General features: G+C 74.8%; 10 protein-coding genes. 2 read left to right on the top strand and 8 right to left on the bottom strand.

Annotation, left to right across the window (positions count from 1 at the left end; all coding sequences use genetic code 11):
• The first annotated feature begins 17 nt into the window (after positions 1-17).
• Both ABD287_RS13175 and ABD287_RS13180 read left to right on the top strand, forming a co-directional pair.
• Positions 18-1,760: an ABC transporter ATP-binding protein gene (locus ABD287_RS13175; protein ID WP_344172764.1), complete on the top strand. Its 1,743-nt coding sequence runs from the start codon at positions 18-20 to the stop codon at positions 1,758-1,760.
• The gene (locus tag ABD287_RS13180; RefSeq protein WP_344172767.1) at positions 1,757-3,514 is read left to right on the top strand and encodes an ABC transporter ATP-binding protein; all 1,758 of its coding nucleotides are present in this window, start codon (positions 1,757-1,759) and stop codon (positions 3,512-3,514) included. The genes ABD287_RS13175 and ABD287_RS13180 overlap by 4 nt, the downstream gene beginning before the upstream one ends.
• Here ABD287_RS13180 and ABD287_RS13185 read toward each other — a convergent pair.
• The 8 genes from ABD287_RS13185 to ABD287_RS13220 form a co-directional block, all read right to left on the bottom strand.
• Positions 3,480-4,874 (bottom strand): class I SAM-dependent methyltransferase, encoded by a 1,395-nt coding sequence (locus tag ABD287_RS13185; protein WP_344172769.1) that lies wholly within the window; start codon positions 4,872-4,874, stop codon positions 3,480-3,482. The genes ABD287_RS13180 and ABD287_RS13185 overlap by 35 nt on opposite strands.
• Entirely contained in the window at positions 4,867-7,194 is a 2,328-nt protein-coding gene (locus ABD287_RS13190; RefSeq protein WP_344172771.1) for an ABC transporter ATP-binding protein/permease, read from the bottom strand. Before ABD287_RS13190 ends, ABD287_RS13185 begins: the two co-directional genes overlap by 8 nt.
• Positions 7,191-8,177, bottom strand: coding sequence for an ABC transporter permease (locus ABD287_RS13195; protein WP_344172773.1), 987 nt, complete (start codon positions 8,175-8,177; stop codon positions 7,191-7,193). The genes ABD287_RS13190 and ABD287_RS13195 overlap by 4 nt, the downstream gene beginning before the upstream one ends.
• On the bottom strand, positions 8,177-9,751 hold the full coding sequence (locus tag ABD287_RS13200; RefSeq protein ID WP_344172775.1) for an ABC transporter substrate-binding protein: 1,575 nt from the start codon (positions 9,749-9,751) through the stop codon (positions 8,177-8,179). The genes ABD287_RS13195 and ABD287_RS13200 overlap by 1 nt, the downstream gene beginning before the upstream one ends.
• A 98-nt stretch (positions 9,752-9,849) precedes the next feature.
• The gene (locus ABD287_RS13205; RefSeq protein WP_344172777.1) at positions 9,850-11,046 is read right to left on the bottom strand and encodes an MFS transporter; all 1,197 of its coding nucleotides are present in this window, start codon (positions 11,044-11,046) and stop codon (positions 9,850-9,852) included.
• A gap of 296 nt (positions 11,047-11,342) precedes the next feature.
• Entirely contained in the window at positions 11,343-14,309 is a 2,967-nt protein-coding gene (locus tag ABD287_RS13210; RefSeq protein WP_344172779.1) for a helix-turn-helix transcriptional regulator, read from the bottom strand.
• Between the two features lie 30 nt (positions 14,310-14,339).
• On the bottom strand, positions 14,340-14,927 hold the full coding sequence (locus tag ABD287_RS13215; RefSeq protein ID WP_344172782.1) for a GNAT family N-acetyltransferase: 588 nt from the start codon (positions 14,925-14,927) through the stop codon (positions 14,340-14,342).
• A gap of 106 nt (positions 14,928-15,033) precedes the next feature.
• On the bottom strand, positions 15,034-15,639 hold the full coding sequence (locus tag ABD287_RS13220; RefSeq protein ID WP_344172785.1) for a hypothetical protein: 606 nt from the start codon (positions 15,637-15,639) through the stop codon (positions 15,034-15,036).
• Positions 15,640-15,808: the final 169 nt, after the last annotated feature.

The raw sequence follows: 15,808 nt of genomic DNA on the forward strand, positions 1-15,808 counted from the left end.
AGAGACGAGGTGGTCACGTGGGCATCAGCCTCTGGGCCGTCGCGCGCCCGGTACGGGTGCGACTGGTGGCTGCGTTGGTGTTCCAGTTCGTCGCCGCCGTCGCCTCGGTCGTGCCGCTCATCGCCGCGGTCGAGCTGGCCGCCGCCATCCTCGGGGCCCGCGACAGCCGACACGGGGCGTACGCCGTCGTGGTGGCCGTCGCCGGCCTCGCCGTCCGGGTGGCCGCCGGCGCCGCCGCCACCGCGCTGGCCCACCACGCCGACGGCGACCTCCAATGGGGACTGCGCCGTGACCTCGCCCGGCGCCTGGGCCAGTTGCCGTTGGGTTGGCTGACCGGTCAGGGCGCCGGCCGGGTGAAGAAGGCGGTGATCGACGACGTGGGCGCGTTGCACCACGCGGTCGCCCACGCCAGCCTTGACCTGGTGACCGCCGCCACCGCGCCGCTGGTCGCCGGCTGTTACCTGCTGACGACCAGCCCGGAGCTGGCGGCCGCGCTGGCCCTGCCGCTCGCCGCGGGCCTGTGGCTGCACCGGCGGGCGACGAGCCTGGCCGCCGCCCGGATGCCGCAGTTCCAGACAGCCACAGCCCAGCTCAACGCCGCCACCGTCGAGTTCGTCCACGGCATCGCCGTGGTCAAGACCTTCGGCACGGTCGGCCAGGCCCCGCAGGCGTTCCGGCGGGCCGCCGACGGCTACGCCGCCTTCGTCCGAGACTGGGCGCGGCAGGTGACCCGCCCGGCAGCCGTAGCGGAGGCGGTGCTCTCCGCGCCGGTGCTGCTGCTGGTCGTCCTCACGGCCGGGACGGCGCTACTGGCCGCCGGCCGCGTCGACGGCGTGGAGCTGATGGCGTTCGCGCTGCTCGGCCCGGGTCTGACGGCGCCGCTGCTGGCGCTCGGGTACGGCAGGGAGGAGATTCGGGCCGCGCGCTGCGCCGCCCAGCAACTGGCCGAGCTGCACGCCCAGCCGCCAATGCCGGTATCGGCGTCGGCGCCGCCGCCACCCGGCCGGGCCCCCGCGGTGGAGCTGCGAGGCGTGTCCTTCTCCTACGACGGTCTCCGCGACGCCCTCGACGGCATCGACCTGGAACTCGCGCCCGGCGCCCTGACCGCCCTGGTCGGTCGGTCCGGCAGCGGCAAGAGCACACTGGCGGCCCTGGTGGCCCGCTTCCACGATCCTGACGCCGGGCAGGTGCTGGTCGACGGATACGACGTCCGCGAGTTGCCGAGCGCCGAGCTGTACCGACGGGTCGGTTTCGTGCTCCAGCAGACCCACCTGCTGCGCGCCACCGTCCGGGACAACATCCGCCTGGCCCGACCCGACGCCGACGACGCGGCGGTGGTCGCGGCGGCCCGGGCGGCGGCGATCCACGACCGCATCACCGCCCTGCCGGCCGGCTACGACACGACGCTCGGGGAGGGCGTCTCCCTCTCCGGCGGAGAAGCGCAGCGGATCGGCATCGCCCGGGTGCTCCTTGCCGACCCGCCCATCCTGGTGCTGGACGAGGCGACCGCCCACATCGACCCGGACGCCGAGACCGCCGTCCAACACGCGGTCGGGGCCCTCGTCGGCGGGCGGACCGTTCTGGTGGTCGCACACCGGCTGCGCACCGTCACCCGCGCCGACCAGATCGTCGTCCTGGCCGACGGCCGTATCGCCGAGCGCGGCCGGCACGCCGACCTGCTCGTCGCGGATGGTCCGTACGCCGCGCTCTGGCGGGCGCAGCACCCCGCCGGTCGGCTCGCCATCGGAGCGGCCCGGTGATCCGTCGCCTGCTGGCCGCGCTACCGCGGGCGGACCGCCGGCGGCTGCGGGTCGGCGTGGCGCTGACCGTCATCTCGGCGCTGGCTCAGGGCGCGGCGTACGCCCTGGCGGTGCCCGTCCTGCGGGAACTGCTCGCCGGACGCCCCGCCGCGGCCTGGGCGCCGCTGGGGTGGCTGGCCGGGGCAGCCGCTGCGTACGCGTTGGCGCACGTCGCGGCCACCGTCTACGGCCGCCGGACCGGCTACGCGCTCGCCCGCACGCTGCTGCACCGGATGGGCAACCAGGTCAGCGGACTGCCGCTGGGCTGGTTCACCCCCCGCCGTAGCGGCGAGCTGGCCCAGCTGGCCACCCGCGACATCATGACGATCATGAGCGCACCGGGCCACCTGCTCGGCCCGGTGCTCACCGCGTTCGTCACCCCCGCCGCCGTCGCGGTCGTCCTGTGCCTGCTGGACTGGCGGCTCGGTGTCGCCGCTGTCGCCGTCGCTCCGGTGATCGTCGCGTCCTACTGGTGGACCGGCGCGGTGGTACGGCGGACCGAGCGGGCCGCCGCCGCGGCGGCGGCCGAGTCGGCGGCCCGGGTCGTGGAGTTCGCCACCGTGCTGCCGGCGCTGCGCGCCGCCGGCCGTTCCGACGACGGGCTGGCCTCGCTGGAGGTCGCTCTGAGCGAGCAGCGCGCCGCCGGGCGGGCGATGGCCCGTCGGGCGCTGCCGGCAGTCGCGGGGTTCGCCGTCGCCGTCCAGGCGGCGCTCACCGCGGTTCTGGTCGTCGCCACGGTGCTCGGCCTGGGCGGTCGGCTGGACGCCGGGACGGCGTTGGCGGCGCTGGTCCTGGCCGCGCGCTGCACCGAGCCGATGCTGGTGGCGGCGCAGCTCGGCGCGGCCGTCCGGATGGCCGGCAACGCCCTGGACCGGGTCGCCGCGCTGCTTGCCACGCCAGCGCTGCCGGCGCCCCGACGGCCACAACGCATCCATGGCGACGACATCGTCTTCACCGATGTGCGGATGATCTTCGGCGAGACCCGGGCGCTGGACGGGGTGTCCTTCACCATTCCGGCCGGGGGGCGCACGGCGCTCGTCGGCCCCTCCGGCGCCGGCAAGAGCACCGTCGCCGCGTTGATCGCCCGTTTCCACGACCCGGACGCCGGCACAGTCCGTATCGGCGGCGCCGATCTGCGGGAGGTGCCCACCCCGGAGCTGATGGCCCGGCTGTCGCTGGTCTTCCAGGACGTGTACCTGTTCGAGGGCACCCTGTGGGACAACATCGCCGTCGGCCGCCCGGATGCCGAGGCGCCCGCAGTGCGCGCCGCCGCGGCCGACGCCCGCGTCGACGAGATCGCCCGGCGGTTGCCGCAGGGTTTCGACACGCCGGTCGGCCCGGGCGGGGCGCTGCTCTCGGGCGGCGAACGTCAGCGGGTGTCGCTGGCCCGGGCCCTGCTGGCCGACTCCCCGATCGTGGTGCTGGACGAGGCCACCGCCGCCCTCGACGCCGAGAACGAGGCCGCGGTGACAGCGGCGGTCGAGCGGTTCACCGCCGGCCGGACCGTGGTGGTCATCGCGCACCGGCTCGAAACGATCCGCAACGCCGACCAGATCCTGTTCCTCGACGCCGGCCGGATCGTGGAGCGGGGCGCCCACGACGCCCTGCTGGCCGCCGGCGGCCGCTACGCGGGTTTCTGCGCCCAGCTTGCCGAAGCGGCAGGGTGGCAACTGCGCGCCGTCACCGCGGATCCGGCAGCCCCGGCGCCACAGTGATCTGGGGCGGGTCGGGCAGCCGGCCGGCGAGGTAGCGGCGGAGGCCGGCGGGGTCGGGGCGCAGCCGGGTACGGGCGGCGTGCACATATTGGCCGAGCGCGGCGACCGGGTGTTCGCGGTCGGGCAGCGCCCAGATGGAATCGAACCCAGCCGCAATCGCCGCCGCACGCCACTGCGTCACCGTCGGGAAGATCTGGTCACGCTCGGCGCGCCCGTCGGTGAACCGGGCGTCCGGGTCGGCTGCCGGCGGCGACATGAGGAACTCGGTCGAGGTCATGATCTGCGGGTGCTCCCGACTGGTGTCGATGAACACCAACCAACCGCCCGGCGTGAGAAGCCGGTACAGCGCCGCCATCAGCGCCCCGGTGTCGACCGCGTTGTGCAGCACGTTGGCCGCCAGCACGACATCGACGCTTCCGTCCGGGTAACCCTGCGCCGTCAGGTCGCTGTTGACATCGCACCTGCCGTACCGAACCCACGGCCGGTCGCCGAACATCTCGCGTCCGATGTTGAGGAAGAACGGCGACACATCGGTGAACTGGTAGTCGACCGGAACCGTCGAGTCGGCAAGCGCCGGTATCACCACAGCGCTGGTGCCGCCGACGCCCGCGCCGATCTCCAGCACCCGCAGCGGCGCGTCCCGGGTGTGCCAGGCGGCGACGTGGCGCAGCGCCGCCGCGGCGACGCCGTTGACATAGCGACTGGCCAGGTTCTCCCGGTAGGTGCTGTCGGCCGTGTCGGTGCGACCGTCGGGGAACATCAGCTGCTGAACCGTCACCTCGTCGCGTAGCAGCTGCGGCAGGCTGCGGGCGCAGCGGGCGAGGAACTGCCCCATCTGCTCCCCGTGCCCCAGCCCGGCCGTCGCGGCGCCCAGCCGGGCGAGGCGGGCGTCGAGATCTCCGTCGGCGCAGGGGCGCTCGGCCCGGTAGCTGGCCTCGCCGACAGCGGTGAGGACGCCGACCCGTGCCAGTTCGCGCAGCCAGCGCCGTGCCACCCGCCGGTGCCGGGGCGCCACGGCCAGGGCGGTCAGCACTTCAGCGACGGAATGCGCTGTGCCGGCCGTAACGAACAGGCCCGCCCGCGCCAGTGTCGCGCCCATCGCGGCGTGCGCGGCCGCGTCCAGGGCGGCCACCCGGTCGGCGACGGCAGTCCAGTCGACGGCCCCCAGCGCCGCGAGACCGGCAGCGTGCGCGACCTCCCGCGTGGCGCGGTCGGCCGGCAGCGTCGCGGCCGCTGGCTGGGCGAACAGCCGGTCGCCGACGGCGTGGGCGGCGGCGACCGCCGGATGCTGGGCCAGCATCCCGGCCGCGACGTCCAGGGGCACGGCCGCGGTCGAGGGCGAGGTGGCGAAGTCAGACATGGCGAGCGCTCCGATCGCTGGTCGCGGGCAGGGTGAGGGGTGAGCCGGGCAGACGGGCTACGACGGCGGGATCGTGGGTGACCACGACCAGCGCTGTGCCAGAAACGCGGCGGACCGCGTCCAGGGTGTCGACCACCGCCGCGGCGGTCTCCGCGTCCAGGGCGCTGGTCACCTCGTCGCACAGCAGCAGGCGCGGTCGGCAGGCGAGCGCCCGGGCGATGGCGACCCGCTGGCGCTGCCCGCCGGAGAGGGCAGCGGGGAGCCGGTGGGCGAGGTCGGGATCCAGGGACACCAGGGCGAGCAGCGAGTCCACCTCGTCGGCCAGCGCGGCCGGCGGCACGGTCCGGAACTGGCGTAGCGGCCGGGCGATGATCGCCCCGACGCGGTGGTGCGGGTTGAGGGAAGCGTACGGGTTCTGGGCGACGAGCTGGATGCGCCGCCGGAGCGCTCTGGGCCGGCTTGCCAGCGGGTAGGGCAGCGGGTCGCCGTCGAAGAGCATTTCGCCGGCGGCGGGCTCGACCAGCCCGGCGACTGTGCGCAGCAGGGTGGACTTGCCACATCCGGACGGACCGACGACCGTCACGACGCCGCCCACCGGCACGCTGAGACTGAGCCCGTCGAACAGCGTGCCGACGCCCGACCGGCCGACGGTCAGGTTCCGGACCCGCAGGGCCGGCGGGGCGCCGTCCACGGTCGACGGCAGGTCCGGCCCCGGCTCGGTTCGCGGCCTCGGCGCCACGCTCAGCGCCGGTGGCCGCGACGCCACGCCGGCCGGATCCAGCCGGACGACCTCGTCGGCGTAGCGGGTCACCGCGGCGTCGTCGTGTGAGATGAGCAGCACCGCGGCGCCGTCACGCCGAGCGCCGCGTACGACTTCGTCGAGGACGGCGGTCGTGGTGGCGGGGTCGAGCCCGCTGGTCGGCTCGTCCAGCACCAGGATCGGCGGTCGTCCGGCTACCGCCACCGCTACCGCCGCCCGCTGTGCTTGGCCGCCCGAGAGCGTGTGGGGCCGGCGGTCGACGAACGACCCGTCCAGGCCAGCCCGACGTAACGCCGCGACAGTCTGCGCCGCCCGTTGCGGGCGGGGCGCCCCGCGGGTGGCGAGGACGTCGCCGATGAGTCGCCGCAATGACCGGTGCGGTGGCAGCCCGGTCCGGGGGTCCTGGGCGACGTAGCCCACGGCGCGCGCCCGGAGTCGCCGGAGGCGGCGTCGGGGCACGGCCGGGCCGGTCGGCTCGCCGGCGAGGTGGGCGACACCGCCGGCCCACACCATGCCCGGCCGGACCGAGCCGAGCAGCGCCAACGCAAGGCTCGTCTTGCCGCAGCCCGACGGGCCGACCAGCGCGACCACCCGCCCCGGCCACAGCGTCAGGTTCGCCCCGCGGATCACTGTCTGTCCCGACCGGTCCCGCAGCTCCAGCCCCCGCACCGCGGCCAACGGGCGCGGTGCGCCGGACCCGTCCGCGTCGTCAGTTGTCGGCGCCGGCACGACGGGTCGCCCGTCGCGCGGCGCTCCGGCGTGCGGGGCCACGTCGCGGTCGCTGACCTGCCCGGCCGCCCAACTCAGCGCCAGAAGCAGAGAGAACAGGCACGCCGCGGGCGCCAGCACCGCTGCCGGCTGGATGCCCAGCCCGGCCCGGTTCTCGAAGACCATCAGCCCCCAGTCGGGGGTGGGCGGCGGCGCCCCGAAGCCCAGGAAGGCGGCGGTGGCGCCGGCGTAGACCGCTGCGGTGAACCGGATCGGCACGTCGGCGGCCAGCGGGCGGGCCAGGTACGGCAGCACCTCCCGCCCGAGCACCGCCAGACCCTTCTCGCCGCGTAGCACGGCCACCTCGACGTGGTCGCGGGCCAACGCGGAGCGGGCGACCGCCCGCACGGTCCGGATCACGTCCGGCAGCAGGATGCCGACCGTAGCCGCCGCGACTCCCAGCACGCCCGGCCCCATGGCCACGACCACTACGGCCAGCAGGACGAACGCCGGCAGGGCCAGCAGGACATCGGCGACTCCGCCGATGGTCGTGTCGATCCCGCCGGGGCGGTAGGCGGCCAGCAGGCCCAGCGCGGCGCCGACCGCGTAGGACACGACCGTGGCCAGGGCGGCGGTGAGCAGCAGTCGCTGCCCCCCGGCGACCGTGCGGCTGAACACGTCCATCCCGGCGTAGTCGGCGCCCAGCGGCCGGCCCGGGCCGGCGGGTCCGTAGGGAAGGTCCACCGGCGCGGCGAACGAGCCCGGGGCGAGGGCGGGACCGGCGAGCGCGGCCACCACCAGCAGCGCCGCGGGCGCCCACACCCACGCCCGGCGGACGGCGGACGGCGTCACCGGGCCAACTCCGGCGGGTCGAGCGTGCGGGCGACCAGGTCGGCGCAGAGGTTGACCGCCACGGTCGCCGCCGCCGCGAGCAGCGCCAGCGCCTGAACCACCGGCACGTCACGGTGGTTCACCGCCTCCACCATCGCCGAGGCCAGCCCCGGGTAGCCGAACAGGGTCTCCACGACTAACGCCCCGCCGAGCAGGTAGGTCAGCGTGCGCGCGAGCATCGGCAGCGCTGTCGGCAGCGCCGCGGGGAGGACGTAGCAGCGGACCACGCGCGCCTCCGGCACCCCGTTCAGCCGGGCGGAGGCGGCGGCGTCGGCGGCGCTGGCCACCGACACGCCCGCGCGGACGAGCCGTACCGTCGGCGCCAGGCTGGCCAGTGTCAAGGCGGCCACCGGCAGCACCAGCACGGACGGCTGGAGCAGCGGGCTGCTGCCCTCGGGCAGATAGGACACCGCCGGCAGCCAGCCCAGACCCACGGCGAAGACGCTGATCAGGGCCACCCCGACCACGAACTCGGGCAGCGCCAGCAGCACGACGCTGGCGGCGCCCACCACCCGGTCCGGGCGGCGCCGGGGACGCAGGCCCGCCCAGGCGCCGAGCAGCAGCGCGAGCGGGGTGAGGACGATGGCGGCCACGGCGGCAAGGATCACCGAATTGCCCAGCCGGTCGGCGATCAGAGCGGACACCGGGCGGCCGGAGATCAGCGAGGCGCCGAGGTCCCCGCGGGCGGCGCCGGCGAGCCAGCCCAGGTAACGGTCGACCGGCGGCTGGTCCAGGCCCAGTTCGGCACGCAGCGCCGCCACCGCGGCCGGGTCGGCCACCGGACCGAGCCGGGCCGATGCCGCGTCGCCTGCGGCGAGCGCCGTCGCGGTGAAGACGCCGACAGTAACGACGAGAAGAACGGCGAGCGCCCTGAGCAGCCGCCCGGCCGCCAGCCGCCCGGCGGACGCCGCACGCGGCGGTCGGGCCGGCGCCAGGTCATCCATCAGGCGAGGAACGCGTCTCGGAAGCTCGGCCAGGCGGCGTAGCCGCGCGCCTGCACGCCACGTACCCGGGCGCCGGCCAAAGCGACGATCGGCGCCCGGGCGTAGATGAGGTCTCCGCCGTTGTCGTGCAGGAAGCGCTGGATGTCGCCCAGGGCGGTGCGCCGTTTGTCTTCGGTGGTCGCGCCGCGCACGGCCTGCACGAGCGGGTCGATCGTCGGTCCGGTCATGCCGGTGAACCCGGCGAGCGCGCCGGCGCCGTAGTAGTACAGCACCTCCAACGGCAGTGGCTTCGGGTGGTTGTTGAGCGACTGCGCGGGTGTCTGGAGGTAGGCGGCCGGGTCGCGGAAGTAGTCGTTGGCGGGCACCTTGTCCAGGCGGATGCTCACTCCGGCGGCGCGGGCCTGGTCGGCGAGAGTGAGGGCGGCCTCGACCATGCCGTACTCGTAGTCGCTGGTCCGGAGGGTGAAGCTGAGGCCGCTGGCGCCGGCGGCGGCCAGCAGGCTCCTGGCCCGTTCGGGGTCGTGGCCGCGGGTCGGGAGGTCGGTGGCGTAGTAGGGATAGTGGGCGCCATGGCGGTCCTGGGCCGTTTCGCCCATGCCGAGGGTGACGGTGCGGACCATCGCGTCGCGGTCGACGGCGTACCGCATCGCTTCCACGACGCGGGCGTCGGTGAATGGCGGCTTCGCTCGGTGGAACGCGACGCCGAGGCTCGCCCACGCCGACTTCGGCGGCGTGAGCACCCGTAGGGCCTGGTTGGCCGCCTCGGCGCGGGCGGCGGGCAGCGGCACGCTGGCGGCGTAGTCGATCTGTCCGGCTTTGAGGGCGTTGACCCGGGCGGTGGCGTCGGGGATCGGGATGAGTTCCAGCTCGTCGAGGTACGGGCCGCCGGAGTCGGCGTCCCAGTAGCTGCGGTTGGCGGCCAGCAGGGCCGGCTTGCCGGGCTGGTGGCTGGTGATCGTGAACGGTCCGCTGCCGACGGCGTTGGCGAAGTCGGTGGCGCCAGCCGGGACGATGAACAGCGACTGGGTGAGGGTCAGGTCGAAGAAGGCGTTCGGCCGTCGGAGCACCACAGTGGCGGTGCGCGGGTCGGCGGCGCGACTGGCGGCGAGGTCCACATCGGCGAGCAGGGCGGACTGTGGGGCTTTGTGTTCGAGGTAGGCGCGGATGCTGAACAGCACGTCGGCGGCGGTGACCGGACGGTTGTTGGTGAAGGTGGGTCCGGAGCGTAGGCGGATGGTCCAACGGGACCCGGTGGCGTCCCCCTCGACCGACTCGGCGAGGCGCCACACCGGCTTACCGTCGTCGTCAAGCTCGCCGAGGGTGTCGAACACCGCCCGCGCCCGGACGTAGTCGACAGCGGTCATCACGGCGAACAGGACGTTGGCGGTCTCGGTGGTGCCACCGATGAAAGCCGCCCGCAGCCGGCCCCCGCGCTGCGGCGGGGTGTCCTCGGGCATCGCCGCGGCGAGCTGCTGGCGTGCGCAGCCGGCGCCGCCGAGCAGACCGGCGCCGGTGAGAGCGAGACCGGCGCCGGCGTGCAGCAGGCGACGTCGTGACAGGACAAGGCCGGGCATAGAGACCTTTCGACGCAGTCGGGGCACTGTAGCGCCACCGTACGGGCGGCACTTCAAGAACGGCAACTATGTTCAATAGCGCGGGTGAGTGGCGCTGGTCACCGGTTGTGCCCCGCCGGCGCCTGGCGAGGTGGCGTCGCGGCGGCTGGGACAAAGGCCGCTCCGAGTAGGATCGCGCATGCCGCGAGCAGCGCGGCGACTGGCCGCCACTGGTACAGGACGGTGCCGAGGATCGGACCGATGATGAAGGCGGCGGCGTTGGCGGCCCCGACCAGCCCGGCGACGGCCCCCTGCTGGGCCGGCGGGTATCCGAGGGTGGCTCCCGTCGTGTAGCCCGGCACCGCCAGGCCAAGCCCAACACCCACCGCGGCCATCCCGGCGAGGACGGCAGGCATACCGGACGCGACGGTGATGAGCACGCCGCCAACGGCGGCCAGTAGGGCGCCGACGGTGATGAGGCGCCGGGGCGACCACTTCAGCAGCCGGACCAGGACCGCCTGGGCGACGAGGTACCCGATGCCGGAGCTGACGAGAGCGAAACCGGTGAGGCTGGCGGTCTCGGCGTGCGTCGCGTTCAGGCGGTCCTGGATGAGGAAGCCGATGGTGATCTGAACCATGCCCAGCGCTACCAGCACGCCGAGTCCGCAACACAGGTAGGGCCACAGCTGGCGTTCCCGCCAGCTGACCCGTCCGGCGCCGTGGGGCGCTGTCGGTGTCGCGCCCGCGGGCAGGCGCGCCGCGACGACCGCGGCGGTTGCCAACAGCAGCGCCGGCGCCGCATACAGCGGGGCGTACAGGGACAGCCCGCCGAGAGCCCCGCCGATGAGCGGCCCGACGATCAGTGCCAGCCCCTGCGCCGCGCCCACCATCGCCAGCGCCCGGGTCCGTGCTGCCTGGTCGGTGATTGAGGCCGCGACGTATGACTGGGCGGCGACCGGCGCCCCGGCGATGCCGGCGCCGAAGACCACGGCCCGGCTGGCGATGAGCGCCGCCCACAGCGTCGCGCCGGTCAGGACGCCGGCCAGCCCGAGCGGGACTGCCACCGCGAACGCGGCAGAGCCCGCCGCCGCAAGACCGAGCGCGGCCAGCATGGTCGCGCGGTACCCGGTACGCCCCACCCGTCGGCCCCAGGCCGGGCTCGCCGCCATGACGACGGCGGCGGCGCCGGCTATCAGCAGGCCGAGGCCAGCTTCGCCGAGGCCGAGTTCGCGGGCGAGCGGGGGTAGCACCGGGGTCAGCGTCTGCTGGGCGGCGAAGGCGCCGAACACCGCGAACTGGACGATGGCCGGCCGCACGGGCGGCGCGGTAGGGGCTGCTGCCGGTTGGGCCACGGTCATCGGGCGCCGCCGGCGGCGGCGTGCGACTGGTCGGTTTGATCGAGCGCCCGGCACGTCGGGCGATGCCCACCGTAGGCGAGCGCGCGGTCGCCCGCGGCGCTGGCGTCCGAGCCTGCCTGTCCCGACCACCCGATGTGTCCAACCATGCTGCCTCCTGCGATGCCGTTAGTGGTAACGGATATCACTTTCATCTGGATAACTCAAGTTCTGTGTCCTCAACGTGTGGGGCGACGCTCTTCGCGCAGCTTCCCTTATCAGCGCCCCGTGAGCCCTGAACGACGTGCCGCGGCCGCGGCGGCGTCGGGGGAGTGCGCGGCGACGACCGCGGCGACCGCGGTGCGGCCGGTCACGCCGAGCTTGGCGAACACCCGGCGTAGATGCGCCTCCACGGTCTTGCGGCTCAGGTAGAGCCGTTCGCCGATCTCCGGGTTGCTCAGCCCCGCGCACACGAGCATGGTGATCTCCCGCTCCCGGCTGGTCAGGACGGTGAGCGGGCCGCCGTCGCCCGGCCCGTCCGCGTCGTGGGACCGGCGGCGCTGTCCGCCATCCATCCGGCGCTGCGCCCGCACGGCGTCCGCGTGCAGGCCGTCGGCGCCGCAGTCCCGAAACAGCGTCCGCGCCCGGGCGAAGTGCTCCCGCGCGGCCGGCACCCGCCCGGACGCGCCGAGCGCGGTCGCCGCTCCCAGGTGCGCGAGCCCGGTGAACACCCGGGCGCCGGCGGGTTCCAGCATGCTCGCCGCCGCGAGGGCGATATCCGCGGCCGCCGCTGGGTCGTCGCAGCCCGTCGCGTACGCCCTGGAGAGCAGGGCGATGCCCGAACGCACCGGCAGGTCGTGCCCCGCCACCGCGGCTTCGGCCCGGTCGGCCCAGCCGTGCGCGGCGATCGGGTCCCCGGCCAGCGCGGTGGCGGCGGCCATGACGTGGTGCCAGAGCGGGCGGCTGAGCGCGTCGATCCTGGCCAGGTGTGGCTCCACAGTCGCGGTGAACAGCGCGACGCATGCCCGCGGGTCCCTGTCGTGCAGGTGCATCAGCGCCCAGTCGGCGTGGGCGACGGTGCTGTGCCAGTCCGTCTCGGGTCCGGCGAGCGCGATGGCGTCCGCGATGTGGGTCCGTGCGGCGGACAGCTCGCCGCGCCAGATGGCGATCCAGCCCTGCTGCGAAAGCGCCTGGGTCCGCATCTCGGCGCTGCCGGTCAGCACCCCGGCTTCGTGGGCATCCTCGAAGCACTCGGCGGCCTCGGTCAGCCGGCCGCGCATCGCGAAGTAGGCGCCCTGGGCCATCCGCAGGAAGTTGACCAGATGGGCCTGGCCGGTGGCCCGCGCCACCCGCAGACCGCGGGCCAGGTGGCGTTCGGCGGCTGACCAGCGTTCCAGAAACAGCTCCGCCAGCCCCAGCCCGACCATGGTCTCCAGGCGCCGGCTGAGATCGCCGTCGGACATGGCGTCCACCCCGGTGGCCGCCGCGGTGGCCTGGGCCCGGACGTCGGCGGAGAGGTCACCGGCGCACAGGTGGACGAAGGCGTAGGCCGCCTGCGCAGCCGCCAGCAGCGACGGGTCGTCGAGCCCGCGGGCGATCGCCAACGCCGTGGCGGTGGGGTCCTCGCCCAGCCCGAACTCGCCGTGACTGAGCCGGGCCACCGCGAGTTCCAGGAGCAGCGTCGCCGCCGTGGCGCCACTGTGGTCAGGCAGCGCCGCCAGCGCCCGGGCCAGCAGGCCGCGCGCCTCGCTGTGGTGGCCCAGCAGCCGTTCGAGCATCGCGCAGAACCCGGTGAGCTGGGCGTGGTGCTCCCACCGGTCGGGTGGGAGTTGGTCGAGCACCTCGTGCAGCAGGTCCCGCGCGTCGCTGAGTCGGCCGCTGACGCCCAGCGCGCGCACCCGCATGGCGAGCAGCTCCAGCCGGACGCCGGCGGTGGCCGGATCGACGGGCAGCAGCCGCAGAGCAACGGCGAGCCAGTGCGCCGCCGCGGCCGGCGCCGTCGGCAGGCTCGCTCGCGCCGCGTTGATGAGCACGGCTACCGCGTCGCGGTCGCCCATGGTGGCGTACCGGCTCACGTGGCCCGCCAGCACCGCCAGGTCGGCGCCGCGCGACCGCCACGCCACGTACGCCCGCCGGTGGGCGCCGATCCGCCAGCCCGGATCGGCAGCCTGGTAGGCGACGCTGCGCAGCAGCGGGTGCCGGTACCGCAGCCCGGCCGGACCGGGGCGGACCAGATCACGGCGGCACAGCGCGTCCAGGGCCGCCTCGACCACCTCGTCGGGCAGGCCGCTGACCGCGGCCAGCAGCTCCGGGTCGACGGTGTCGCCGGCGACCGCCGCCGCGGCGGCGACCCTCACGTGGTCGGCGGCCAGACCGCCGAACTCGGCGAGCAGCGCCAGGTGCATCGCGGTCCCGGCGCCGTTCAGGGCGTCCGCGGCGTCGGCCAGGGGTGGCGCGGCGCCGTGCCGGTCGGCGCGGGCCAGCGTCTCCAGGTACAGTGGGTTGCCGGCGCTGCCGGCGTACAGCGGTGGCCGGCGGTTGGCGGGCACCGCCCACCCGGCCATCAACCGGTCGGCGGCGGCGGCGTCCAGGGCGGACAGCTCGACCAGCACCGCCTCGCCCCGGCTCGCCGCCGCGGTGAGCGAGGTGAGCAGCAGGGCGGGCGCCTGCCGTGGCCGGACGCCGACAGCGAGCGTCAGCCGCGTCAGGGGCGGATGCCGGACGAGGTGGTCGAGGAATTCGAGGGTTCCCGCGTCCGCCCAGTGCAGGTCGTCCAGGACCAGCAGCAGGCCGTGCGGCTGTGCGGCCACGGCTGCCTCGACCAGCGCCCGCAGCGCCCGGTACAACCGGAACCGTTCCACGTCGAGCAGGTCGGACGGCGGACCGGACGGGTCGAGCCGTGGGAACACGGCGCCCGCGTGGGTGCGCTGCTCAGGGGTCAGCCAGTCGCCGGCGTCGTCCGGCAGGTGACCGTCGAGCGCGTCCCGCAGCACCCCGAACGGCACCCCGCGCTCGTACTCCGCGGCTCGCGCCGACCGGACGGCGACGCCCCGCGCGCGGGCCGCGGCGACCACCTCCTCCAGCAGCCGGCTCTTGCCGATCCCAGGGTCGCCGCAGACCACCGCGGTCCACCTCCGCCCGGCCGTCGGTCGGTCGAGGCAGGCGACCGCGGCGGCCAGTTCGCGGTCCCGCCCGACGCAGGGCACGGCCCATTCATCCACGGTGGACAAGTCGTGCGTCGTCATCGGACATCCTGCCTTCGCGCCCCGGCCGGCTCAGCCGCCGGCGGCGTGGGCGGCCCACTCGTCGGCGAGGACCGCCAGGACGAGTTCGTCATGCCACCGGCCCTCGTGCAGAACACACTGTCTCAGGTGGGCTTCCTGGCGCATCCCGAGGCGCCGCATCACCCGGACGCATGCGGTGTTCCGGGCGTCGGTGCGGGCGCTGACCCGGTGCAGGCTGAGCCGGGTGAACGCGAGGTCGAGGAGCGCGGCGGCGGCCTCGGTGGCATAGCCACGTCCCTGTGCCTTCGGGCGCAGGATGACGCCGATCTCGCCGTGGCGGTGTTGGACGCTCGTCCAGCACAGGTCCACCTCGCCGACCAGCGCGTCGGTGTCCCGGTCGGCGACGGCCAGGACGAGGTAGTCGTTCTCCTCGGCGAGCCGGTTCATGGTGGTCCGCTGCCGGACGACGTCACGGACCTCGTCCAGAGTGGCGGGGGGCCAGTAAAGGTAGCGGAGGACGTCGGGGTCGGTGCGCATCTCGTACAGCGCCGCGGTGTCGGTCGGCGCGAACGGGCGCAGCCGGAGCCGGTCGGTGACGAGCGGTGATTCGACGGTGAGCATCGGCCCATGCTGACGCATCGGCGCTCCACTCGCGTCCGCATTTCGGCCCTTGACGCCGTCCCATCACGGCGGCTCTGGCGCGCTGTGACGGGACGGCGTCTGGATCGCGTTGCCTACCCGCGCGTCAGCAGGCGATGGCCTTGATCGTGATCGCCGGCCGGAGCGCCGCCGTGCCCATCGTGATCTCCACGCTGGTGTCGCCCTGTTGCTGCGGCATGGCGCTCATGCTGGTACGGAGCGTGAACGTGTCGGTGGCGCCGCAGCCGATGAGCGCGGTCGACCTGCTCCGGCTCTCGTTCCACTGTGTGTTCACCCCGCCGGGCCAGCTCTTGGTCAGCTCGACGTTGGCGCCGACGGGGTTCACCACGCCGACGGTGGCCTCCGCCGTGGCCTGACGGCCGGTCCTGATCTGTGCGCGTGCCGTCAGCTTGTCGAGCCGGAGGGAGAAGTTCGGGTTCATCTCCACGGTGATGTCGGCGCTGCACGCCTTGGACATTCCGGGCCAGGCGGAGGTCTGGACCTGGTAGCTGGGCATGGCCAGCTCGTACAGACCGCCACCTAGGTTCACCAGCTTCACGCCCTGCTCCTGGCAGCCGGCGGCGTTCACCGCCACGACGTTGATGGACTTCCACGAGCGGGTGGGGTCGGCGGCAGCCGGCGCGCCGCCGACGGCGGTGACCAGAAGCGCCGCCGCAGCGGTGACGCCCAGCGCACGCACGGAATAGGACATGGTTTCCTCCGGGATGATCGACGTGCGTACGGCACCCTGTGGGACCGAGCAGACCGCACGTGCACTCATCCCAGCCCATCCGCTCGCCGGAAAGGATCCGGCAGCTCCCTACAACCGGCTACGGGATGACCATTGTGGGGGCCGGCCCGAGCGGCGCGGATTCGCTCAG

This window comes from Pilimelia columellifera subsp. columellifera (assembly GCF_039532605.1).
Taxonomy (GTDB): Bacteria; Actinomycetota; Actinomycetes; order Mycobacteriales; family Micromonosporaceae; genus Pilimelia; species Pilimelia columellifera.

What these genes read in the sequence shown, in the direction of transcription:
- ABD287_RS13215 (WP_344172782.1), bottom strand. Translation starts at nt 14,927, where the DNA reads ATGCGTCAGCATGGGCCGATGCTCACCGTCGAATCACCGCTCGTCACC.
- ABD287_RS13200 (WP_344172775.1), bottom strand. Translation starts at nt 9,751, where the DNA reads ATGCCCGGCCTTGTCCTGTCACGACGTCGCCTGCTGCACGCCGGCGCC.
- ABD287_RS13195 (WP_344172773.1), bottom strand. Translation starts at nt 8,177, where the DNA reads ATGGATGACCTGGCGCCGGCCCGACCGCCGCGTGCGGCGTCCGCCGGG.
- ABD287_RS13220 (WP_344172785.1), bottom strand. Translation starts at nt 15,639, where the DNA reads ATGTCCTATTCCGTGCGTGCGCTGGGCGTCACCGCTGCGGCGGCGCTT.
- ABD287_RS13210 (WP_344172779.1), bottom strand. Translation starts at nt 14,309, where the DNA reads ATGACGACGCACGACTTGTCCACCGTGGATGAATGGGCCGTGCCCTGC.
- ABD287_RS13185 (WP_344172769.1), bottom strand. Translation starts at nt 4,874, where the DNA reads ATGTCTGACTTCGCCACCTCGCCCTCGACCGCGGCCGTGCCCCTGGAC.